At 66.8% G+C, this 21,931-nt stretch carries 20 protein-coding genes; 4 read left to right on the top strand and 16 right to left on the bottom strand.

The features are described from left to right. Positions 1–50: 50 nt before the first annotated feature. From purL to OLW90_RS09495, 7 genes are all read right to left on the bottom strand, one after another. Positions 51–2,339: a phosphoribosylformylglycinamidine synthase subunit PurL gene (purL, locus tag OLW90_RS09465; RefSeq protein WP_319649844.1), complete on the bottom strand. Its 2,289-nt coding sequence runs from the start codon at positions 2,337–2,339 to the stop codon at positions 51–53. Positions 2,340–2,350: 11 nt separating this feature from the next. Further along, positions 2,351–3,022, bottom strand: coding sequence for a phosphoribosylformylglycinamidine synthase subunit PurQ (gene purQ / locus OLW90_RS09470; protein WP_319649845.1), 672 nt, complete (start codon positions 3,020–3,022; stop codon positions 2,351–2,353). Further along, on the bottom strand, positions 3,019–3,264 hold the full coding sequence (gene purS, locus OLW90_RS09475; RefSeq protein ID WP_319649846.1) for a phosphoribosylformylglycinamidine synthase subunit PurS: 246 nt from the start codon (positions 3,262–3,264) through the stop codon (positions 3,019–3,021). Before purS ends, purQ begins: the two co-directional genes overlap by 4 nt. 69 nt (positions 3,265–3,333) lie before the next feature. Then, positions 3,334–4,044, bottom strand: a complete 711-nt coding sequence (locus OLW90_RS09480; protein ID WP_319649847.1) for a DUF2334 domain-containing protein — start codon at positions 4,042–4,044, stop codon at positions 3,334–3,336. An 82-nt stretch (positions 4,045–4,126) separates the two neighbouring features. Beyond that, a complete protein-coding gene (locus tag OLW90_RS09485; protein ID WP_319649848.1) occupies positions 4,127–5,599 on the bottom strand; it encodes a cation:dicarboxylate symporter family transporter in 1,473 nt (490 codons plus the stop codon). A 140-nt stretch (positions 5,600–5,739) separates the two neighbouring features. Next, a complete protein-coding gene (locus OLW90_RS09490) occupies positions 5,740–7,869 on the bottom strand; it encodes a S9 family peptidase (RefSeq protein ID WP_319649849.1) in 2,130 nt (709 codons plus the stop codon). A 211-nt stretch (positions 7,870–8,080) separates the two neighbouring features. Continuing rightward, on the bottom strand, positions 8,081–8,620 hold the full coding sequence (locus OLW90_RS09495; RefSeq protein WP_319649850.1) for a TetR/AcrR family transcriptional regulator: 540 nt from the start codon (positions 8,618–8,620) through the stop codon (positions 8,081–8,083). 215 nt (positions 8,621–8,835) lie between these two features. Here OLW90_RS09495 and OLW90_RS09500 point away from each other — a divergent pair, with 215 nt between their 5' ends. Both OLW90_RS09500 and OLW90_RS09505 read left to right on the top strand, forming a co-directional pair. Next, a complete protein-coding gene (locus OLW90_RS09500; RefSeq protein WP_319649851.1) occupies positions 8,836–9,852 on the top strand; it encodes an MsnO8 family LLM class oxidoreductase in 1,017 nt (338 codons plus the stop codon). Beyond that, positions 9,853–10,365: a flavin reductase family protein gene (locus OLW90_RS09505; protein ID WP_319649852.1), complete on the top strand. Its 513-nt coding sequence runs from the start codon at positions 9,853–9,855 to the stop codon at positions 10,363–10,365. Here OLW90_RS09505 and OLW90_RS09510 read toward each other — a convergent pair. The 6 genes from OLW90_RS09510 to purD form a co-directional block, all read right to left on the bottom strand. Next, positions 10,362–10,982, bottom strand: a complete 621-nt coding sequence (locus OLW90_RS09510; protein WP_319649853.1) for an aminotransferase class IV — start codon at positions 10,980–10,982, stop codon at positions 10,362–10,364. The genes OLW90_RS09505 and OLW90_RS09510 overlap by 4 nt on opposite strands. Beyond that, entirely contained in the window at positions 10,979–12,754 is a 1,776-nt protein-coding gene (gene pabB / locus OLW90_RS09515; protein WP_319649854.1) for an aminodeoxychorismate synthase component I, read from the bottom strand. Before pabB ends, OLW90_RS09510 begins: the two co-directional genes overlap by 4 nt. 27 nt (positions 12,755–12,781) lie before the next feature. After that, positions 12,782–13,213 carry a MarR family winged helix-turn-helix transcriptional regulator gene (locus OLW90_RS09520; protein WP_319649855.1) on the bottom strand — a complete coding sequence of 144 codons (432 nt, stop codon included), beginning with the start codon at positions 13,211–13,213 and terminating at the stop codon, positions 12,782–12,784. A gap of 108 nt (positions 13,214–13,321) precedes the next feature. After that, complete coding sequence (locus OLW90_RS09525; RefSeq protein WP_319649856.1) at positions 13,322–14,215, bottom strand: phosphoribosylaminoimidazolesuccinocarboxamide synthase; 894 nt, start codon at positions 14,213–14,215, stop codon at positions 13,322–13,324. A gap of 129 nt (positions 14,216–14,344) precedes the next feature. Then, on the bottom strand, positions 14,345–15,784 hold the full coding sequence (gene purB / locus OLW90_RS09530) for an adenylosuccinate lyase (protein WP_319649857.1): 1,440 nt from the start codon (positions 15,782–15,784) through the stop codon (positions 14,345–14,347). Positions 15,785–15,869: 85 nt separating this feature from the next. Then, on the bottom strand, positions 15,870–17,156 hold the full coding sequence (gene purD / locus OLW90_RS09535) for a phosphoribosylamine--glycine ligase (RefSeq protein ID WP_319649858.1): 1,287 nt from the start codon (positions 17,154–17,156) through the stop codon (positions 15,870–15,872). A 36-nt stretch (positions 17,157–17,192) separates the two neighbouring features. Here purD and OLW90_RS09540 point away from each other — a divergent pair, with 36 nt between their 5' ends. Together OLW90_RS09540 and OLW90_RS09545 are read left to right on the top strand one after the other, a co-directional pair. Next, positions 17,193–17,603, top strand: a complete 411-nt coding sequence (locus tag OLW90_RS09540) for an HIT family protein (protein ID WP_319649859.1) — start codon at positions 17,193–17,195, stop codon at positions 17,601–17,603. Positions 17,604–17,606: 3 nt separating this feature from the next. Then, the gene (locus OLW90_RS09545; RefSeq protein WP_319649860.1) at positions 17,607–18,260 is read left to right on the top strand and encodes an alpha/beta fold hydrolase; all 654 of its coding nucleotides are present in this window, start codon (positions 17,607–17,609) and stop codon (positions 18,258–18,260) included. Here the strand turns inward: OLW90_RS09545 and OLW90_RS09550 are convergent. The 3 genes from OLW90_RS09550 to OLW90_RS09560 form a co-directional block, all read right to left on the bottom strand. Continuing rightward, a complete protein-coding gene (locus tag OLW90_RS09550; RefSeq protein WP_413464541.1) occupies positions 18,242–19,621 on the bottom strand; it encodes a sensor histidine kinase in 1,380 nt (459 codons plus the stop codon). The genes OLW90_RS09545 and OLW90_RS09550 overlap by 19 nt on opposite strands. A gap of 101 nt (positions 19,622–19,722) precedes the next feature. After that, on the bottom strand, positions 19,723–20,442 hold the full coding sequence (locus OLW90_RS09555) for a response regulator transcription factor (protein WP_319649862.1): 720 nt from the start codon (positions 20,440–20,442) through the stop codon (positions 19,723–19,725). Positions 20,443–20,580: 138 nt separating this feature from the next. Beyond that, positions 20,581–21,912 carry an aspartate aminotransferase family protein gene (locus tag OLW90_RS09560; RefSeq protein ID WP_319649863.1) on the bottom strand — a complete coding sequence of 444 codons (1,332 nt, stop codon included), beginning with the start codon at positions 21,910–21,912 and terminating at the stop codon, positions 20,581–20,583. Between the last annotated feature and the right edge of the window lie 19 nt (positions 21,913–21,931).

Here is a 21,931-nt window from a genome sequence, read left to right on the forward strand (position 1 = left end):
GCGAGTATAACCTAAGCCCCACCGCGCCGTGGGTGTGGCGGAGAGCCCCCCTACTCCACCACCGAGTTCGCCCCCACGGCGTGCCCGAAGAGTTCCGGCAGGGTAGCCTCCCAGGCCTCGCGCAGTTCGTCGAGGGAGACCTCCAGGGCCTCACCAATGCGCAGCGTGCGGCCCTCGACGGTGCCGCCAATGCGCAGGCAGGGCACCTCGGCCTCGGCGGCGCGACGCTCCAGGGCATCCGCGCGATCGCCCGTGGTGGCCACCACGGCGCGGGAGGCGGACTCGGAGAACAGCGCCGCGTGCAGATCCGCGTGCACCCCGGAGAGGTCGAGGTCCAAGCCGCGCCCGGAGCGCAGCGCCATCTCCACCAGGGCCTGCGCCAGGCCACCCTCGGAGACGTCGTGCGCGGCGGTGAGCAGGGTGTTGCCCACAAAGAAGTCCGCCAGGCGCTCCTCGTTGGCCAGGTCCACGCGCGGGGGCATGCCCTTGAGTTCGCCGGTGGTTACCTGCTGGTAGATGGAGCCGCCGAACTCCGCCTCGGTGGTGCCCAGCACGTACAGAACCTCGTCCTCGGGCACGGTGCCGAGGTCGTGGCCGATGGCGTTGTGTACGTCCTCGATCACGCCGAGCACTCCCACCACGGGGGTGGGCAGGATCGGGGTCTCGCCGGTCTGGTTGTAGAAGGAGACGTTGCCGCCGGAGACCGGGATACCCAGTTCCTTGGAACCATCGGCCAGGCCGTGCACGGCCTCGCGGAACTGCCACATCACGTCCGGGTTCTCCGGGGAGCCGAAGTTGAGGCAGTTGGTCACCGCCACCGGACGGGCACCCGTGACGGCCACATTGCGGTACGCCTCGGCCAGGGCCAGGCGCGCGCCGGTGTTGGGATCGAGGTAGGTGTAGCGCCCGGAGGCGTCGGCGGAAACGGCCACGCCGCGCCCGGTTTCTTCGTCGATACGCAGCACTCCGGCGTCGGAGTTCTGCGCCTTGACGGTGTTGCCGCGCACGTAGCGGTCGTACTGCTCGGTGATGTAGGCGCGGGAGCACAGCGCCGGGGAGGCCACCATCTGGCGCAGGGTGGCGGCCAGGTCAGTGGGGGCAGGCACGGCCGCCTCCGCCTGCACCTCGTCCTGCCACTCGGGTCGGGCAAAGGGGCGCTCATACACGGGGGCCTCGTCCGCGATGGTGGCCGCCGGGGCGTCCACCACGATCTCCCCGCCGTGGCTGATCACCAGGTGATCGCCCTCGGTGACCTCACCGATCTCCGCGCAGGTGACGTCCCAGTGCGCGCAGATCTCGCGGAAGCGCTCCACGTTCTCCGGGGCCACCACGGCGCACATGCGCTCCTGGGACTCGGAGGCCAGGATCTCCGCGGCGGTCATGTTCTTGGCGCGCAGCGGCACGGCGTCCAGGTTCACCTTCATGCCGCCGTCGCCGGAGGCCGCCAGCTCGGAGGTGGCGCAGGCCAGGCCCGCGCCGCCCAGGTCCTGAATACCCACCACCACGCCGGCGCGGTAGAGGTCCAGGCAGCACTCGATGAGCACCTTTTCCGCAAAGGGGTCGCCCACCTGCACGGCGGGGAGTTTGCGCTCCGCGCCGTCCTCGAAGGTATCGGAGGCCAGCACGGACACGCCGCCGATGCCGTCCAGGCCCGTGCGGGAGCCAAAGAGCATGACCTTGTTGCCCTTACCGGAGGCAAAGGCCAGCTTCAGGTCCTCCACCTTGAGGGTGCCCACGCACAGGGCATTGACCAGGGGGTTACCGGCGTAAGTTGCGTCAAAAACGGTCTCGCCGCCGATGTTGGGCAGGCCGAGGGAGTTGCCGTAGTGCGAGATTCCCGCCACCACGCCGGGCAGCACGCGCTGGGTATCCGGGGCGTCGGCGGGACCAAAGCGCAACTGATCCATCACGGCGATGGGGCGCGCGCCCATGGCCATGATGTCGCGCACAATGCCGCCCACGCCGGTGGCCGCGCCCTGGTGCGGCTCCACGTAGGAGGGGTGGTTGTGGGATTCCACGCGGAAGGTCACGGCGTTGCCGTCGCCCACGTCCACTACGCCGGCGTTCTCGCCGATACCGGCGAGGATCTTGGAGTTCATCTCCTCCGTGGTGGTCTCACCAAAGTAGCGCAGGTGCACCTTGGAGGACTTATACGAGCAGTGCTCGGACCACATCACGGAGTACATGGTCAGTTCCGCGTCCGTGGGGCGGCGGCCCAGGATCTCCTTGATGCGGGCGTATTCATCGTCCTTGAGCCCCAGTTCGGCGTAGGGCTGCGCGGTATCCGGCTCGGCCGTGGCCTTGGCCACGGTGTCGTTGAGAACGTTCAGAGCGGTCATGGCTTCTCCCTTCACGCGGCAATCGAGCCGACGGCGGACAGGAACAACTCCAACCCGTCCGTGGACGGGCCGGTGAGCGGGTCAATGGCGTGCTCGGGGTGCGGCATGAACCCCACGATCCGCCCGGTGGGATCGGTGATCCCGGCGATGGCGTTGATGGAGCCGTTGTAATTGTCCGTGTAGCGGAACACCACGCGGCCCTCGCCCTCCAGCTCCTCGATGGTGCGGGAATCCGCCTGGAAGCGGCCCTCGCCGTGCTTGGCCGGAATGAGGATCTTCTGTTCCTTTTCCAGGGTGCTCGTCCACGCGGTGCTGGTGTTTTCCACCGTGAGGTAAGTATCCGTGCAGTGGAAGTGCAGGCCCTGGTTGCGGGTGAGCGCCCCGGGCAGCAGGCGGGCCTCGTTGAGGATCTGGAAGCCGTTGCAAATGCCCAGCACCGGCATACCGCCGCGGGCGGCCTCGATCACCGCGCGCATGACCGGGGCCAGCGCGGAGATCGCGCCGCTGCGCAGGTAATCGCCGTAGGAGAAACCGCCGGGCACCACCACGGCGTCCACGCCGCGCAGGTCCTCGTCCGCGTGCCACAGGCTGACCACCTCCGCGCCGGCGTAGCGCGCGGCGCGGGCGGCATCGACGTCGTCAAGCGTCCCGGGGAAGGTAATAACCCCGATTCGTGCCGTCACTTGATCTCCTCCACGTCCACGATCTCGAAGTCCTCGATCACGGTGTTGGCCAGCAGCACCTCGGCCATCCGCTGAATCTCCTCGCGGGTCACGGTGCCGTCCGTCTCGATCTCGAAGCGCTTGCCCTGGCGCACGTCGCTCACACCGGACACACCCAGGCGTCCCAGCGCGCGCACCACGGCCTGCCCCTGGGGGTCAAGGATTTCCGCCTTGGGCATCACATGAACTACTACACGGGCCACGGTTCATTCCCCTATATCTCGCACGTTCTTCAATTACGCCCACAGAGTACCTGTGCGCGGCGGGCTTTCCTACTTCCCGCCCACCTTTCCGTAGGTCACCGGCACCGCGCCCTGTTCCAGCGCCGCGCCCACCGCGCCGAGGAAGTCCCGCGCCACCTTGGGCTCGCACAGGTTGCGCGCCGAGGCGGAAAGCCGCACCACCTTGCCGCGCTCGGCTCCCCGCCGCGCCGCCGCCATGATGTTGCGCCGCCACCAGCCCGGCGCGCCGAATCCCTCGCCCACCGAGAGGTTGCGCGAGCCCACGAAGTCCCAGCGTTCCCCCTCGCTTATCGACGCCCCCTTCCGCCCCACGTACACCCCCTTGGTGGAGGCCACAGTGTGAAAGCCGAACTCCGGCAGCACCGCGAGGGTGCCGGAGGAGAGCCGCCAGCGCGGCGGGGCGAAGATGGGGGTGCTCAGGCCCAGGTTGTCCATCTGCCGGGTGGCCCCGCGCAGCCGCAGCCGCGCCTCGTGTTCCTCCAATTGGGCGAACTCCGCGCGGCGGCCCTGCGCGGATTGATCGAAGCCGTTGAGAATCCATTCCGTGCCACCGGCAATGCGCTCGCGTATCCATTCCAGGGTGGCGGGATCGCGGGAGAGCCGCCAGGTGCCATCGATATGCGGGGCGATGAGGAGGGAGACGGGCACCCCCTGCCCGTCAAGTTCCGCCGCCACGGTCTGCGCGGCATGCCTGGTTTCCTTGAAGATGCTGGAGATAGACACCAGGAGTTGCGCGCTCATGCCCGCGATTATCGCACAGCACCGTGGCGGGCGCGCGGCGGCGCGGGAGAGCGTGAGAAGGCGCGAGAAAGCGCGGGAAGGGTTAGCCCCGCTCCTTGTAATCGTCCAGGTTGATCTGCGGGGTGGGCTGCACGCGATCCTGGGCGGGGTTGGTCACCGAGGGATCGCGACGGAAATCGCCGTGATCGTCATCGTCCTCGGAGGGCACGTAGGGGATCTCCCCCACCAGCACGCGCTGGGCGCGATCCTTATCCAGGGTGCCCGTCCAGGTGCCCACCAGCAAGGTGGCCACGGAGTTACCGGCAAAGTTGGTCAGGGCGCGGGCCTCGGACATGAACTTATCAATGCCCAGGATCAGGTCCACGCCGCCCAGCAGAGCGGGCTTGTAGGATTGCAGGCCCGCCGCCAGGGTGGCAATGCCCGCGCCGGACACACCGGCCGCGCCCTTGGCCGCGATGATCATGAAGAGCAGCAGACCCACCTGCTCGCTGATGTTCATGGGCATATCCATCGCGTCCGAGATGAAGATGGCCGCCATCGTGAGGTAGATGGCCGTGCCGTCCAGGTTGAAGGAATAACCCGTGGGCACCACGATGCCCACCGTGGACTTATCCACGCCCACGTGCTCCATCTTGCGCATGAGGTTGGGCAGGGCGGACTCCGAGGAGGAGGTGGCAAAGATGAGCAGGAACTCCCGGCCCAGGTACTTGACCAGCTTGATAATAGAAATGCCGGTGAAGATCTTGAGCACCAGGCCCAGCACCACGAACACAAAGAGGAAGCAGGTGATGTAGAAGGCCAAGATCAGGTAGCCCAACTGCACCACGGCGCTAAAGCCCGTGCCGCCCACCACGGCGGCGATCGCGCCGAAGGCCGCGATGGGGGCCAGCCACAGGATCCAGCTCAAAATGCGGAACACCAGCGTTTGCAGGCTGGCCACAAAGCTCAGGATCGGCTCGCCCTTGCGCCCCAGGGACTGCACCGCGAAGCCCACCAGCAGGGCGATGAAGAGCACCTGCAAGATGGACACGGTGTGGCCCGGGGAGTTATAGGAACCCGTGAACGCGGAGAAGAAGGAATCCGGGATAATGCCCTGGATAAAGTGCATGGCCCCGCCGCCCTCGTTGTTCGTGTCGATGGCCTTTTGTACCGTGTCGCTCACCTCGTGCTCCTGCACGTGGAGGCCATCGCCCGGCTCCAGGATATTGCCCACCACCAGGCCGATGAAGAGGGCAAAGGTGGACATGGTGAGGAAGTACGCCAGGGCCATGCCACCGGCGCGGCCCACCGAGGCCGCCGCGCGCACCGAGCCGATTCCCAGCACGATGGTGCAGAAGATCACCGGGGGCACGATCATCTTGATGAGGTCCACGAACATGGTGCCCAGCACCTTGAACTTCACCGCCACCTCGGGGGCCACCATGCCCAGGATGATGCCCGCCACGATGGCGATGATCACGGCAATGTAGAGCCAGTGGGTGCGGTCCTTGCGGGGTTTCTTGGACTCGGCGATCTTCGGCGCGGCGTCATAGGCGCCGGCGGAGCTAGGAGACATCACTTTCTCGATTCAGCTTCCGGGGGTAGAACACGTTATCCGCATTATCGCCCCGGCCCCGCCCATGCCCCAATTCACTCGCCGCCAATGGGGGTAGCGGGAGTCACCCCCACCTCCCCATGACGGTTCCGTCTCCTTGGCTATGCCTCCCGCCCCGTGGCCTTATTCACCGCCCAGGCGTACTCAAAGGCCGTCTGCTTCCAGCGGGCGTACCGGCCGGAAACCCCGCCGTGTCCGGCGGACATCTCCGTCTTGAGTAGGAACTCCCCGCTGGCGGCGGTGGCGCGCAGGCGGGCGATCCACTTGGCCGGTTCCACGTACAGCACGCGGGTATCGTTGAGCGAGGTCACGGCCAGAATGTCCGGGTAGGCCTTGTGCTCCACGTTCTCATAGGGCGCATAGGAGGCCATGTAGTCATATACCTCCACGTCGTGCAGGGGATCGCCCCACTCCTCCCACTCGCCCATGGTGAGCGGGAGTTCCGGCATGAGCATGGAGGTCAGCGGGTCCACAAAGGGCACGATGGCCTGGATTCCGGCAAAGCGATCCCCGGCCATATTCGCCACCGCACCCATGAGCATTCCGCCCGCCGAGCCACCCTCGGCCACCATCGTCTCCGGGGTGGTCAGCCCGCGCGCGAGGAGGTCATCGGCCACCGCGATGTAATCGCTAAAGGTGTTCTTCTTCTCCAGCATCTTGCCGTGGTCGTACCAGCCACGGCCCATTTCCCCGCCGCCGCGCACGTGTGCCACGGCAAAGATCATGCCGCGATCCAGCAGGGAAAGCCGAGCCACGGAGAAGGCCGGGTCCGTGGAGGCCTCGTAGGAGCCGTAGGCGTAGAGCAGGGTGGGATTGGGGGCGGAGGTATCCAGGTCCGCGCGGTGGATCACGGAGACGGGGATACGGGTGCCGTCGGTGGCCTCGGACCACAGGCGATACGCGGTGTACTCGGCGGCGTCGTAGCCGCCCAGCACCGCCTGTTGCTTGCGCACCACGCGCTCCCCGGTGGCCACCGTGAGGTCGATGACCTGCGCGGGGGTGATAAAGGAACCGTAGCTCAGACGGATCACCGGGGCGTCCCACTCCGGGTTGCCCAGCACGCCCACGGTGTAGAGTTCCTCCTCAAAGCCCAGTTCCACAAAGTCCGTGTAGCCCGCATCATCGAGCACCATGACGGCGGCGCGGCCGATCGCGTCGCGTCGATAAGCAACAACGATCTGCCCGGCGTAGGTGTCCACGCCCTCCACGCGCACCTCCTCCCGGTGCGGAAGCAGCTCGCGCAGATCGGTGAGCGCGGGCAGCGCGTCCCCGGTACCCGCCGCGCACTCGCCCACTGCAAAGTTCGGGCCGGTGGCGTTGTGGGTGACCACCCAGCGATCCTCGCCCGCCACCACGGCGTGATCCACGGAGTATTCCACCCCGTTCTGCCGGGGCCACAGCACCTCGAACTCCCCCTCGGGGTTCTCCATGTCCAGCACCCACGTCTCCGAGGTGATCTTGGAGGCCGCCTCGATCATCAGATACCGCTCCGAGCGCGTGCCACCCACCCCGGTGCTAAAGCGCCCGTCGGGCTCGTGGAACACCCGCACGTCCGCCTCCTGCGGAGTGCCCACCTTGTGCCGCCACACGGAGTCCGGCCGCCAGGCCTCGTCCACGCGCTGATAAAAGATGTACTCCTCCCCCGCCCAGGTGGCCCCGTAGAAGATTCCCTCCAGGCGATCCGCCAGGAGTTCGCCCGTGCTCAGATCCTTGATGTAAAGGTCAAAGCGCTCATCGCCCGCCGTGTCCACGGAGTAAGCCAGATAGCGCCCCGAGGTGGTCACGCTCGACGCCCCCAGGGAGAAGAACTCATGCCCCTCGGCCAGCGCATTGAGGTCCAGCAGCACCTCCTCGCCCGGCACCGCGCCCTCCTCCGGGATCTCCGGGGGAGTCCAGGGATCGTGCGCGGCGTCCACCGGCAGGCGGCAGGACAGGCCGTAGTCCTTGCCTTCGATGGTGCGGCCGTAGTACCAGTACTGCCCCGCGCGGGTGGGCACGGACATATCCGTCTCCTGCACGCGGGACTTGATCTCCCCATAAATGGCCTCCGTGAGGCCCTGAAGGTGCGCGGCGCGGGCCTCCGTATAGGCGTTCTCCGCCTCCAGGTAGGCCAGCGTTTCCGGGGATTCCTTATCCCGCAGCCATTCGTAATCGTCCACGAACTCCCGGCCGTGGTGGCTGCGGGTGACGGGGTGGACGGGGGCTATGGGGGCTTGTGTGTTCTCAGGCATGGAGTCGATGGTAGCGCCTCGGCGGGGCGCTTATCGACGCCTTGTTGGCCGCGCATGGCCAAAGGCCTCCCCTTATCCCCCCGCAAGCGTTTATAGTAAAAACATCATCGGCCCAGCGCCCGCTCTTTGGAGAACGAACTTCGAGGAACGGCAACTGCCGCAAGATTTGCGACAGTTGCCCCAGCATCACCCCCTCGGCCCCGGTCGGCCACTACTTTTTAATGAAAGCGATCATCCGCTCGATCAGTTCCTCGCGGCGCTCCTCGGAGAGGGAGACAACGCCAAGGGACTCCAGCATCCACAGGCCATCGGCGGCGAACCTCATCAGCTGCATGTCCACGCCCGCCTCATCAAATTCCCGGCCATCCAGCTTGGTCAGCCCGGAGTCGTGCCACAGCACCTTGAGTTCCTCCACCCGCAGAGCGTCCACAAAAAGCGAGAGTTCCTCCCGTCTCGGCTTTTCCCCGATGGTCGATCGCACATAAGAGATCAACCGTTCCTCCCTTGAGGAATCCGCCAGCCCCTTTCCCAGATTCTCCTCCAACCTGGCATTTCGGGCGGCAAGCACGTCCTCCAGCACCCCGCGAACCAGATCCTCCTTGGTGGGAAAGTGGTAGAGAATCCCGCCTTTGGTCATTCCCGTCTCCCTAGAGAGGGAGTCATAGGTCAAGCCGCCAAACCCGCGTTCCGCAATCAACTCGCGGCTTTTCTCAATAATTCGCGCCCGCCCCGCGCCTGTCTTTCCCGGCATACATCCTCCTTCATCGCGATGCACTCCATCGGGTTGTCACTGTAGCAGACGTATAGTACAGTAGCGGTCATGTTGTTCCCGCTCCCCGGCCGCGTCTGGCCGATCGCCGCGTCAAGTTCCCTGGACGCTCATTAGGGATTTTCGTCATTCGCCTGCCCAACACCGGGCAGCACGCACCCATCGCTCACCAATGACGAAAAAAGGAACACACAAGCATGAAACTGAGCATTCTCGATTACGTCTCCATCGACGCCTCCGCAAACCCCGAAACCGCCATCGCGGAGATGGATCAACTGGCACGCCGGGCCGATGAACTCGGCTACGAGCACTACTGGGTATCCGAGCACCACGGATACGATTCCAGCGCCTCCACCGCACCGGAAATGCTGATGGCACGCCTGGCCTCCATTACCAATCGCATTCAGGTTGGTTCCGGCGGCGTCATGCTCCCCAACTATTCCTCCTACAAGGTCGCGGAATCCTTCCTCACCATGGCCTCCTATGCACCCGGGCGCATCAACCTCGGCGTCGGGCGCTCCACTGGGGCGGACCGCCAGGTCACCCTCGCCTTGAACGATGAAAAGCACTCGCACCTGCCCTTTGAACATAAGGTCGCGGATCTCCTGGGCTTTCTCGGTGCCGATCACCCGCAGGGGAGCCGCTACGCCGGTATGCGGGCATTCCCTCGCCCCCAGCACCTGCCCACCCCGTGGATACTGGGCGCGAGCGGAAGCACGGCCACCCTGGCGGCGGAGCACGGCATCGGCTTCACCTTCGCTCACTTCATCAATGCCTCCGGCAAGGGAACGCAAGCCGCGCAGAACTATCGCCAGAACTTCCAGCCCTCGGTATTCCTCGATCGCCCCAAGGTGATCGTGGCGGTGTTTGCCGCAGTGGCGGAGACCAGGGAGCACGCCGAACTCCTCGAAAAGGCTTTCCACCTGTGGCTGATTGATACCGAAACCCGAGATCCCAATGCCGGATTGCGTTCCCTGGATGACGTGGCCAACCACGAGCTGACCCCCGCAGAGATCGCCGCCATAGAAAAGAACAAGGGAAGGATCCTCACCGGAACCGGGGAGGAGGTGTACGAAGAAATCGAGGAACTCGCCACCGCCTACGGGGCCGATTCCGTGATGATCAACCCCTACGTTCCCGGTGTGGACAATAGGATCCGAGCGATCGAACTCCTCGCGGAGGCCCGCGATCGGCGCGAGAAGAGTGAGGCATAAATGCAGCGCAGCCCCCTATCGGACGACGGCGTCAAGGGGCTTTTCTCCGACGTCCCCTCCGGGGTGGCCCTGCTCGCGGCGCGGGTTGAGGGGAAGACCACGGCGATGGTGGTTTCCACCCTGACGGTGGGAGTATCCCTCGATCCGCCGATGGTCACGGCCGCGATCGCGCATACCTCTACCTCGTGGCCCGTTCTTGAACAGGCGTCGGCCATCGGTATATCGGTGCTCAGCACGGAGAACGCGGAGTCCATTCCGCTTCTGCGATCCCGGGACGAGGAGTTACTGAGCCAAGAACTCCACGGATTCTCCCCGGAATCCTCCGCGCTGGTGCTCCCCGACGCCTCCGTGACCATGTGCGCCAACCTCGTGGAGGAATACCCCGCGGGCGATCACCGCATTGCCCTATTCCACGTCCTGGACTACGCCCGCCCCGGCGAGCACCCGCCCCTCGTCTATCACCGTTCCCGCTTCCATCAGGTAGGAGCGGAGATTCCCCGCGAGGGGCGCTAATCGCCCGCCGCGCTCAGCCAGTCCACCACCTCGGTGGCTCCGTGCAGGCTGCTTAACGCCCAGCACCGCAGGCCGGGATCCTGGGCCTCGGCCAAAGTCACCGCCTCCGTGCGCACCGGCCCCGGCCAGTTCCTCACCCATAGTCGCTCCGTCACGCTCGGCAGGCGTGGCCCCGGCGGGCGGATCAGGGTCTTTCCACGGGCAAAGAGCAGCGTGGCGGTGGCCGCCTCCACCACCGCGCCGTCGCGGTGCAGCACGGCGTCGTCCGCGCCCCGCGCCCTTGCTCGTGAACGCAGGTCCAGCAGGCCAGCCATGTCCGGCCCCTTGTGCTCGGGGTGTGCGCGCTCGTCGGCGTGCTCGGGTATCCAGAGCACCGTGGTGGCGCGGCGGGGCGGTGCCGGGCGCATGCTCAACCCCCACTGGCCATTCACCGCCTCCACCTTGGGGAACCATTCGCCCCGCGCCCGGGCGCAGGCTTCCCGCACCTCGCGCAGAAAGGACTCCGGCGGCGCGGTACCCAGCAGCGCCTGGCAGGAGGCCGCGAATCGTTCCAGATGTAAGTTCAGGCCCGCCACCTGCCCATCGCGCACCAGCCAGGAGTCCATCACCACCGTCACGGGAACTCCACCTCCGCGATCGCCCGCAACGGCCGCGCCTTGGTGATGATCTCCTGGTATTCCGCCTCCGGGTTCGAGGCCGCCAGGATCGCCCCGCCCACCCCGTAACTGAGTTCCCCGTCCTCCTCCACCAGGGTGCGAATGGTCATGGAGAGATCCACCGTGCCGTCCAAGCCGATGTACCCGATCGCCCCGGAGTACACCCCGCGCTCGCGCCCCTCCAGATCGGCCAGGATCTCCATCGTGCGTTTCTTCGGCGCGCCCGTCATGGAACCGCCGGGGAAGGCCGCGCGGATCAACTCCCAGGGGGAGGCCGCAAGTTCCGCGCGCACGGTGCTCACCAGTTGGTGCGCGGTGGCATAGGTTTCCACCTCAAAGAGCGGCTCGGCCCGCACCGTGCCGGGCCGAGCCACGCGGGTGAGGTCGTGGCGCACCAGGTCCACCACCATGAGGTTTTCCGCGCGATCCTTGGGGTTGTGTGCCAGATCCTCGCGCAGCGCCGCGTCCTCGGCCCCGGTCGCTCCGCGCGGGCGGGTGCCCTTGATCGGCCGCGATTCCACCACCCCGCCGCGCACGCGCACAAAGGTCTCCGGGGAGGTGCTCATGATCTGTACCCCGCCCCAGCGCAAGTAGGCCCCGTAGAGCGTGGGGTTGGCCTCTCTCAGCGCGAGGTAATCTGCCAGGCCCAGCCCCGGCGAGGTACCGCGTAACTGCGTGGTCAAACACGCCTCGTAGGTCTCCCCCGCCGCGATGGCGCGCTGCAAGCGCGCGATCTTGTCCAGGTACTCCTCGCGCGTGTCCGCGCAGCGCAGGGTGGGGCGCGGGGCGGGAGGGGGGACGTCGATAGGCGAGGCGGCCAGGGCGCGTTCGGCGTGATCGAGCCATGCCGCATCCAGAGCCAGGAGGTGCACGCCCGTGGGCCCCACCACCACGGCGGAATCCGCAAATCGGAAGTGTTCCCCCCGGGGATAGGTGAGGTAGCCCACCCAGCCGAGCATGGGCGCAAAGGGCAGCGGCGGAACGCGCACCTCGGCCCCCGCCGCGCCCTGTGGGGCGTGCTCGCGCGGGGCGGTCAGAAAGCTATAGCCCCGCCCGGTGGAATCATCCAGCCACAGCGCGTACTCCTCCCGCGCATACAGGCGGCGGTACACCCCCACGGCGTCAAGATCGCACCCTTCGAGGTGGCGGTGGTGCACCCGTAGTGCTTGCCGACGCCGCCGCACCATCGCCACGAAGTTATGGAGCACCCGCTCGGCCCCCGGGGCACCGATGGATTCCGGGTGAAACTGCACGCCCCACCAGGGCTTTTCCCGGTGGCGCAGCCCCATCACCAGGCCCTCCTCCGTGCGGGCGGTGACCTCCAATTCCCCCGGCACCTCGATGACCGCCAGGGAGTGATAGCGCACGGCCGCAAAGGGGGAGGCCAGCCCCCGGAATAGTTCGGAATCGTCGTGGTGCACCTCACTGATGATCCCGTGCGCCGGGTTCACCTGGGCCACCACTCCCCCGCACTCCTGGGCCATGAGTTGGTGCCCCAGGCACACCCCCAGCACCGGAAGCCCGCTGTGCAGGGCCGTCACGCTGCTGCCCACGTCTCCGGGTATCCCCGGGTGGCCGGGCCCCGGAGAAATCACCACCGCCTCGATCCCCGCCAAGTCCACGGACTCGGTGTTTTCCTGCACCCGCACCCGCGCGCCCGCCGCGCGCAGGGCCTCAACGATATTCAGCGTGAAGGAATCCTGATTATCAATCACCAGCACCGAGACGGACATGCGCACTGATGCTAGTCCACCGGGGGATTACTCATCGAGGAGGGAGCGGAAAAATCGCTCCAGAACGGGCAGGGCGCGGGCCACGTCCTCGCGCTCCTGCTGGGAAAGCCGCGCCATCGCCGGGGAGAGCCGCTTGTTGCGCGCGGTGACCGTGAGGTGCAGGGCATCGAGCCCGGAATCCGTCACCGCCACCAGCACGCCCCTGGCATCCAGGGGGTCGGGGCGGCGCTCCACATAACCGGCGTTTTCCAGCCGGGTGACCTGCTGGCTGGCGCTCGCGGTGCTGATCCCGCTCAGGGTGGCGATGGTGGTCACCGGCAGCGGCCCCTGCTTGAGCGCCATGAGCGTGCCCACCTGGGTGGTGGGCAACTCCCCCTCCCGATCCAAAAGCCGCAACGCATACACTCCCAGGCGGAGGCTTTCGCGGAGTTGAGCGGCGAGGGCATCGGGGGTAGTCATGGCAGGGCAGTATATTGCTCCTGGACCATTTATCCAAGACCAATCGGCATTAATATTCTTTAACGATCAAGATCGTGTTCTTTCCCACTTTTTATGCCCCTCGCGGGGCTACACGCACACCCCCACCCAGTGACAAAACTTCTCCCCGGAGATCTTCTCATAGGCCTCCACGTAGCGCTCCCGGGTGGCTTCCACCACGGAACCCGGCAGCGCGGGGGGCTGTTCGCCGGAGTTCTTGTCCCAGCCGGACTTCGGCCCCGTGAGCCAGTTGCGCACGTACTGCTTATCAAAGCTCGGCTGCACCTTGCCCGGCGCATAGCCCGCCGCAGGCCAGTACCGGGAGGAATCGGGGGTAAGCACCTCATCGGCCAGCACCAGGGCCCCGGAGGCGTCCGTGCCAAACTCCAACTTGGTATCGGCCAGGATCAAACCGCGCTCCTCCGCAATCGCCGCCGCCTGGGAATACACCGCCAGGGTGGTATCGCGCAGTTGCTCGGCGCGCTCCTGGCCTAGGCTGTCCACCACGTATTCAAAGGACACGTTCTCATCGTGCTCCCCCTGCTCCGCCTTGGTGGCCGGGGTGAAGATGGGCTCCGGCAGGCGGGAGGCCTCCGTGAGACCCTCCGGCAACTCAATGCCGCACACGGTGCCGTTCTTCTTGTACTCCGCCAACCCGGAGCCGGTGAGGTAACCACGCGCCACGCACTCAAAGGGCTGCATGGAAAGTTTCTTGCACACCATCGCCCGACCCAGCACCTTTTCCGGGATCCGGGGATCATCGGCGGGCCCGGCCAGGTGATTGGGCACGTCCAAGGCTCCGAAGAAGTAGAAGCTCATGGCCGTGAGGATCCTGCCCTTATCGGGGATCTCCGTATCCAAGATGTGATCGTAGGCGGAGATCCGATCCGAGGCGACGATGAGCAGGTGCTCCTCATCAATCTCGTAGATCTCCCGTACCTTGCCCGCCGAGACGTGGCGGTATTCCGACAGTTCAGGACGCATGAAAGGGAGTGTAACCCCGCGCCCGGCGCAGCGGTAATTAGGCGAATCTTAGCGCCCGGGGAGCACCACAGGGGCCGCCGGGCGGCCGCTCAACGCGGCCATCCGGGACCACCACAGCCGCCCCACCCCTTAAAGGATCTCCCCCGCCGTGTACCGCGCGGCCTCCGGGTGCCGGGCCACCAGATCCTCCACCCGCGCCAACACGCGCGAGACCTGGGACTCCGCCGCGCCGATGAAGGCGTGGCGGTCGGCCAGGGCCGCCTCCAGGTCCGCCGCGCTCAGCGGCAGGCGATCATCGGAGGCCAGGCGCTCCACCAGGTCCTGCTCCGCGCCGTTTTCCCGCATATTCAGGGCCACCGCCACCGCGTTTTCCTTGATCACCTCGTGGGCCTCCTCGCGGCCCACCCCGGCGCGCACCGCCGCCATGAGGATACGGGTGGTGGCCAGGAAGGGCAGGTAGCGCTCCAGTTCCCGGTCGATCATGGCGGGGAAGGCACCAAACTCGTCCAGCACGGTGAGGAATGTCTCGCCCATGCCGTCGAAGGCAAAGAAGGCGTCGGGAAGCGCCACGCGGCGCACCACGGAGCAGAACACATCGCCCTCGTTCCACTGCTGCCCCGCGAGGTCGGCGGTCATGGTGAGGTAACCGCGCAGGATTACTTGCAGGCCACCCACGCGCTCGCAGGAGCGGGCGTTCATCTTGTGCGGCATGGCGGAGGACCCCACCTGCCCCTCCTTGAACCCCTCCGTGACCGTCTCATTGCCCGCCATGAGGCGAATGGTGGTGGCCAGGGAGGAGGGGCCCGCGCCCAAGTGCACCAGGGAGGAAAGCGCGTCAAAGTCCAGAGAACGGGGATAAACCTGGCCCACGGAGTCAAAGGTGCGGTCAAAGCCCAGGTGGGCGGCGATGCGCTGCTCCAACTCCGCGAGCCTATCCTCCTGGCCGCCGAGGAGATCCAGCATGTCCTGGCTGGTGCCCATCGGGCCCTTGATCCCGCGCAGCGGGTAGCGGGAAAGAAGTTCCTCCGTGCGCTCCACGGCCACCAGCATCTCATCGGCCGCGGAGGCAAAGCGCTTGCCCAGGGTGGTGGCCTGGGCGGCCACGTTGTGCGAGCGCCCGGCCATCACAAGGGCCTGGTACTGGGCAGCGCGCTCGGCCACGCGGCGCAGGATCGCCACCGCCTTGTCCCGCGCCAGGCTCAGCGAGCGATGGATTTGCAGTTGTTCCACGTTCTCGGTGAGGTCGCGGCTGGTCATGCCCTTGTGAATGTGCTCCCACCCGGCCAGGGCGTTGAACTCCTCGATGCGGGCCTTCACATCGTGGCGGGTGACCTTTTCCCGCCGCGCGATGGACTCCAAGTCCACCTGGTCGATCACGGCCTCGTAGGCGTCGATAGCCTCGGCGGGAATGTCCACGCCGAGGTCGCGCTGGGCGCGCATGACGGCGATCCACAGTTGCCGTTCCAGGATGATCTTGTGCTCGGGCGACCACAGCAGGGTCATTTCCGGGGAGGCATAGCGGGACGCCAGGACGTTTGCAATCTTTACTTTCTCAGCCACGCGCACCATTCTACGGTGCGGGCGGGGCGCACCACCGCCCCGCTTATCGACGCCCTGTGCGCGCCGCGTTCGCCGCGTTCGCCGTGTGCGCCCGCTACGGCGCGGCGATCCGTCCCTCCTCCGCCGCCAGGCCGATGTCCTTGCGGTAGAAGGAACCCTCCATCTCGATCTGTTCGATGATCCCGTAGGCGCGCTGGCGGGCCTCGGCCAGGTCGGCCCCCTTGCCCACCACGGAGAGCACGCGGCCCCCGGCGGAAACGTAGGACTCCGCCGGGTCCTCGGCTCCCGCAGCCGTGCCCGCGTGCAGGGTATAGGCGCGCTCCTCGTCCTCCGGGATCCCCACCAGGGCATCACCCTTGCGCGGGGACTCCGGGTAACCGCCCGCCGCCAGCACCACGGTCACCGCCGAGCCCTCCTCCCATTCCAGGGGCGGCTGCTGGGCCAGGGTGCCGCGCGCCACCGCGTCCAGCAGCCCCGCCAACGGGGTGCGCAGCAAGGAGAGCACCGCCTGCGTCTCGGGGTCACCGAAGCGGGCGTTGAACTCCACCACGACGGGGCCGTCTGCGCCCCAGGCCAGGCCCGCGTAGAGCAGGCCGGAGTACGGGGTGCCGCGCGCCACCATCTCGCGGGCCACCGGCTCGCAGACCTCGCGCACGATGCGCTCCACGCCGTTTTCCGGCAGCCAGGGCAGGGGCGTATAGGCCCCCATGCCGCCGGTATTGGGGCCCTCATCGTTATCAAAGGCTCGCTTGTGATCCTGGGCGGGCAGCAGGGGCACCACGGTTTCACCGTCCACCAGGCAAAATAGCGAAACCTCCGGCCCCTCCAGGAAGGATTCCAGCAGCACCGGGTTGCCTGCGGCCAGCACGGAATCCACGTGGGCGCGGGCGGCCTCCCGCTCCGGGGTGACCACCACGCCCTTGCCTCCGGCCAGGCCATCGTCCTTGACCACCCAGGTGGGGCCAAAGCGATCCAGGGCGGCCTCGATCTCCTCGGCGCTGGCATCGGGGGCGATCTGCTCGGCGGTGGCGGTGCGAACGCCCGCGGCCGCCATGACCTCCTTGGCAAAGGCCTTGGAGCCCTCTAGTTGCGCGGCGGCCTGAGAGGGGCCAAACACGGCAAAACCGGCGGCGCGCAGGGCGTCACTCACGCCCGCAACCAGGGGCACCTCGGGGCCGATCACCACGAGGTCGGCGGCGATCTCCCTGGCCAGGGCCACGGTGGACTCAGCGTCCGTCACGCTCAGCGGGTGCGCGGTGGCCAGGGCCGTCATGCCCGCGTTACCGGGGGCCACGTGCAGGGTGGGGTGGGCGGGGTCCTGGGAAAGTCCCCGCAGCAGGGCGTGTTCGCGCGCACCGGCGCCAATGACCAGAATATTCATGGCCCCGAGTCTAACGGCCCACTACGCTGAGAACCTATGAGTAGCGTATTTAGCAAGATCATCGCGGGGGAGCTTCCCGCGCGCTTTGTGTATCGGGACGATGCCGTGGTGGCGTTCCTGAGCATTGAGCCGGTGGCCTACGGGCACACCCTGGTGGTGCCGGTGGCGGAGGTGGATCGCTGGACCGATCTGCCCGCCGAGACCTGGGCGCGCGTGGCCGAGGTATCCCAGAAGGTGGGCAGGGCCATCGTGGAGGCCTTTGGCTGCTCGCGGGCGGGCACCCTCATCGCGGGCTTCGAGGTGCCGCACACCCACGTCCACGTGTTCCCCGCCGAGGATATGGGCGGCTTCGATCTCTCCGCCGCCATGCCGATGGATTCCACCGACCCCGCCCAGATGGACGCCGCCGCGCAGAAAATCCGCGCCGCGCTCGGCACCGCCGAGTAACCCATGCGGCTCCTTGACCTGGTGCCCCCGCACGGGGTGGCCCCCTATCTTCCGGGGCTAGGCACCTCGGCCGCCACGGGGCAACGCCCGGTACTCGTGCTGCACGGGGCGGCCGGTTCCCCCGGCAACTTCGAGGAACTGCTGCGGCTGCTCGCCCACCGCGCCGACCGCACCGTGGCCGCCCCCGCCTACGGTCAGCGCGGCACCGCGCGCCTGGAGCACAGCCTCGCGGAGGTCGAGGCGTGCGCCCGCCGCCTGGTCGCAGCCTCCCCCGAGGGGCTTATCGACGTCGTGGGCCATTCCCTCGGTGGTCTCCTCGGACTACTGCTGGCGCAGCGCCTCCCCGTGGCCCGGCTCATCGGCTTAGGCGCTTGCTTCCGGGGCTGCCCGCCGCGCTTTCCTCGGCTGATGGGCAGGCTCGTGGGGCCGGTGTACCCGCAGATCATGCGCCCCTTGGATATTCCCCCGCCCACCGGCACGCAGATCGTTTCCATTGTCTCTCCCCTGGACACCATCGTGCCCCCGGAATACGCCGACCTCTCCGCCTACTCCGGCGCACGGGTGGAGATGGTCACCGCCCCCGGGGTTTTGCACTATCAGTTCCCCGAGGCCACCGCGCGGGAGGTGTTCGCCCGCCTCTACGCGGAGTCGCGGTGAGGATCCTCTGGCTCCGGCTTGCGCTCTAGGGTGATGGTAAAGGTGGAACCCACCCCCACCTCGGATTCCACCTCGATGGTGCCACCGTGCTTTTCCACCAAGGACTTGGTGATCGCCAGCCCCAACCCGGAGCCGCCGGAGGCCCGGGAGCGGGAAGTATCCGCCCGGTAGAAGCGCTCAAAGATGTGCGCGGCGTTATCCGGGGACATGCCAACGCCATCATCAATCACCTGGATCCGCACCTGGGAATCCTGCGCGCCGTCAAAGGTAAGGCGAATGGTGGCGGTGGCCCGCTCCCCGCCGTGACGCAGAGCGTTAGTGAGCAGGTTGAGCAACACCTGGTGCAGACGGCTGGCGTCACCCACCACCAGGGGCACGGCGGAGGTTTTGTTATCCACCATCACCGTGCGGCCGGGGAAGGCCGCGCGCGCGGTTCCTGCCACGGAGAGGCATAGTTCCAGCAGGTCCACCGTCTCACTATTGAGGCGCTGGCCCTCCGCCCTGGTGAGTGCGAGCAGATCCTCCACCAGCAGGCTCATGCGCTTGGATTCCGCGTCCACCTTTCCCAGTACCAGATCAATGTCCGTGGTGGCTCCCGAGCGATACAGTTCCGTGTACCCGCGCAGGGAGGTCAGGGGGGTGCGCAACTCGTGGGAGGCGTCTCCCACGAAGCGCCGCATTTGCTCCTCCTTGTCCCGGGACTCCTCGATGGAGCGTTGCAGCCTGCCCAGCATGACGTTGAGCGCGTAGGCCAACTGCCCCACCTCGGTGTTCATGGGCCACTGCGGCAGGCGGCGATCCAGGTTGCCCTCGGCAATATCGCCTGCGGTGCGCTCCACCTCGCGCAGGGGCTTGAGGGAGCGATACACCAGGTAGTGCGCCACCATGGCGATCACCACCAACACCGTCAGCGAGATGATGGTCTGCACCGCGCGCAACCGCCCGATGAGGGTTTCCTCCCTGGCCAGGCTCTTGGCCACCACGACCACCACGCCGTCCTGGCTCTTGGCGGTGGCGCGCCAGCGCTGGTTGGAGGAGGATTCCGCGGAAGCCGGTAAGGTTTGCGGCCCGGCGTCCACGTTGAGGCTGGAAATATCCGGGGTGGATTGCAGCCAGCTATTTTCCCCGGCCGGGGTGCCATCGGGATAGATCACCTGCACATAAAAGTCCAGGGGCACCCGGCGAATCACCGCGCCCTCCGAGGGCGCGGCATTGGCGGCCGCCCCTGCGGAGCTGGTGAACCCGTTGAGCACGGATTCCAGTTCCTCATCGACCTTATCCAGGGAATAGCCCCGCATGACGGCGGAGACCGCCGTGGAACTACCTAAGAGGCCCACCCCGGCCACCGCCACCACGAGCATAACCAGCCACACCCGCAGCGGAATGGAACGCAGCGGACTGTACGGCCTGCGTTGGGGTGTGCTCGTGCCCCATTGCTCCGGGTGGGATTGCTTAAGCAACCTCACTGGCGCGGCTTACGCAGCACGTAGCCCACGCCGCGCACGGTGTGGATCAGCGGACGACGCCCCGTATCCACCTTGCGGCGCAGGTAGGAGATGTAGGACTCCACCACGTTGCCGTCGCCGCCGAAGTCGTAGTGCCACACGTTATCCAGGATCTTGGCCTTGCTCAGCACCACCTCGGCGTTAATCATCAGGAAGCGCAGCAGGTTGAACTCCGTGGGAGAGAGATCCACGATCTCCCCGGCCTTGGTGACCTCGTGGGTGTCGTCGTTGAGGGTGAGATCCGCGTAGGTGATGGTGGCGTCGCGCGCCTCGTCCTTGAGGCTGTGGCCTCGGCGCAGGATCACCCGCAGGCGGGTAATCACCTCCTCCAGGGAGAAGGGCTTGGTCACGTAATCGTCCGCACCAATGGTCAGGCCGTGAATGCGGTTTTCCACCGCGTCCTTGGCCGTGAGGTAGAGCACCGGGCCGTCCAGGCCGTCCTCGCGCAGGTGCGGGAGGAGCTCAAAGCCGTCCATGCCGGGCATCATCACGTCCAGGATGAAGGCGTCCGGGCGGAACTCGCGGGCCAGTTCCAGGGCCGCGTGGCCGTCGTTCGCGGACTTCACCTCAAAACCCTGGAACTTCAGCCCCACGGTGAGCAGTTCCACGATATTGGGCTCATCGTCCACCACCAGCACCCTGATGTTATTTGCCTTGTCATTCATAGCGTCTGCCATTATCGCGCTTACCTCTCCCATTCCGGCCCGCCCGCTCGGGGTAGCGGGGCGGGCTCATTGCACTATGGGAGAGTATTGCTCGGTGGCCTGCCCCCCGCCTGCCCGGTAACTGAAAGAACTCTGAGAGTTACGGGGCGGTCATAGGGCAGCGTCCGCCCGGGCCACGGCGGCCTCGATCACCTCTAGCCCCTGAATCAGATCCTCCTCCGGGATATTCAGCGGCGGGGCGATGTGCGTGCGGTTAGCACTCACCATCGGCCATACGCCGTGCTCCTTGCAGTAGGCCGCGAACTCGCCCAGATCCGTCAGTGGCTCCTTAGTGGCGCGATCGCGCACAAACTCGATGGCCCAGAAAAAGCCCTGACCGCGCACCTCCCCCACGCTGGGGTGTTTCTCCGCGATCTCGCGCAGGCGCGGGCCGATCACCTCCGCCCCCAGACGGGCCACGCGCTCAAAGATGCCCTCGCGCTCGTACACGTCCAGAGCCGCCACCCCCGGCGCGCAGGCCAGCGGGTGCCCCGAGTAGGTGAGTCCGCCCGGGTAGGGGCGCTCGGAGAAGGTCTCCACGATCGCGGGGTGAATGAGAACCCCGCCCAGCGGCACGTACCCGGAATTCACCCCCTTGGCAAAGGTCACCAAGTCCGGGGCCAGATCCGCCCCGCCGTGCTCGTAGGCAAAGAGTTTGCCGGTGCGGCCAAAGCCCACCATCACCTCGTCCGCGATGTAGAGAATCCCATACTTATCGCACAGTTCCCGCACCCCGCGCAGGTATCCCTCCGGCGGCGCGATCACCCCGGAGGAACCCACCATGGATTCCAGCATGATCGCCGCGATCTGCCCCGGCCCCTCGAAGATAATCGTCTGCTCCAGGTGCTCCAGGGCGCGTGCGCACTCCTGCTCCGGGGAGTCCGAGTGGAACGCCGAGCGGTACAGGAAGGGGCCCCAGAAGTGGTAAATATCGCCGTCGGTGGTGGGGTTGCCTAAGCGACGCCCCTCCCCCGTCGCCATGATCGCGGAGCCGGTGGCCCCGTGGTAACTGCGGTAGGCGGCAAGGATCTTGTCCTTCCCGGTGTGCAGGCGCGCCATGCGAATGGCATGCTCCACCGCGTCCGCGCCGCCATTGGTGAAAAAGACGTGGCTGAACTCGCCCTGCGCGGATTCCACGATCCGCCGCGCCAACTCCCCGCGCACGTCATTGGCAAAGGCCGGGTTGAGGTTGGTCACCCGACCCGCCTGCTCACGGATGGCCGCCACCAGATCGGGATGATTGTGCCCAAGATTGGCGCTGACAAGCTGGCTACCAAAGTCCAGGTAGCCCTTGCCCTCGTAGTCATAAATGCGCGGCCCCTCGGCGGCGGCCACGGGCATGGGGTTGATCTTCCCCTGCGCGGACCAGGAGTGAAAGACGTGCGCGCGGTCATCGGCACGCACCTGGGCTTCTGCGGAGGGATTGGGGTTGGAAGTGGTCACGGGAAACCTCTTTTCTTTG

It is taken from the genome of Corynebacterium sp. 21KM1197, from assembly GCF_033783015.1.
GTDB lineage: Bacteria > Actinomycetota > Actinomycetes > Mycobacteriales > Mycobacteriaceae > Corynebacterium.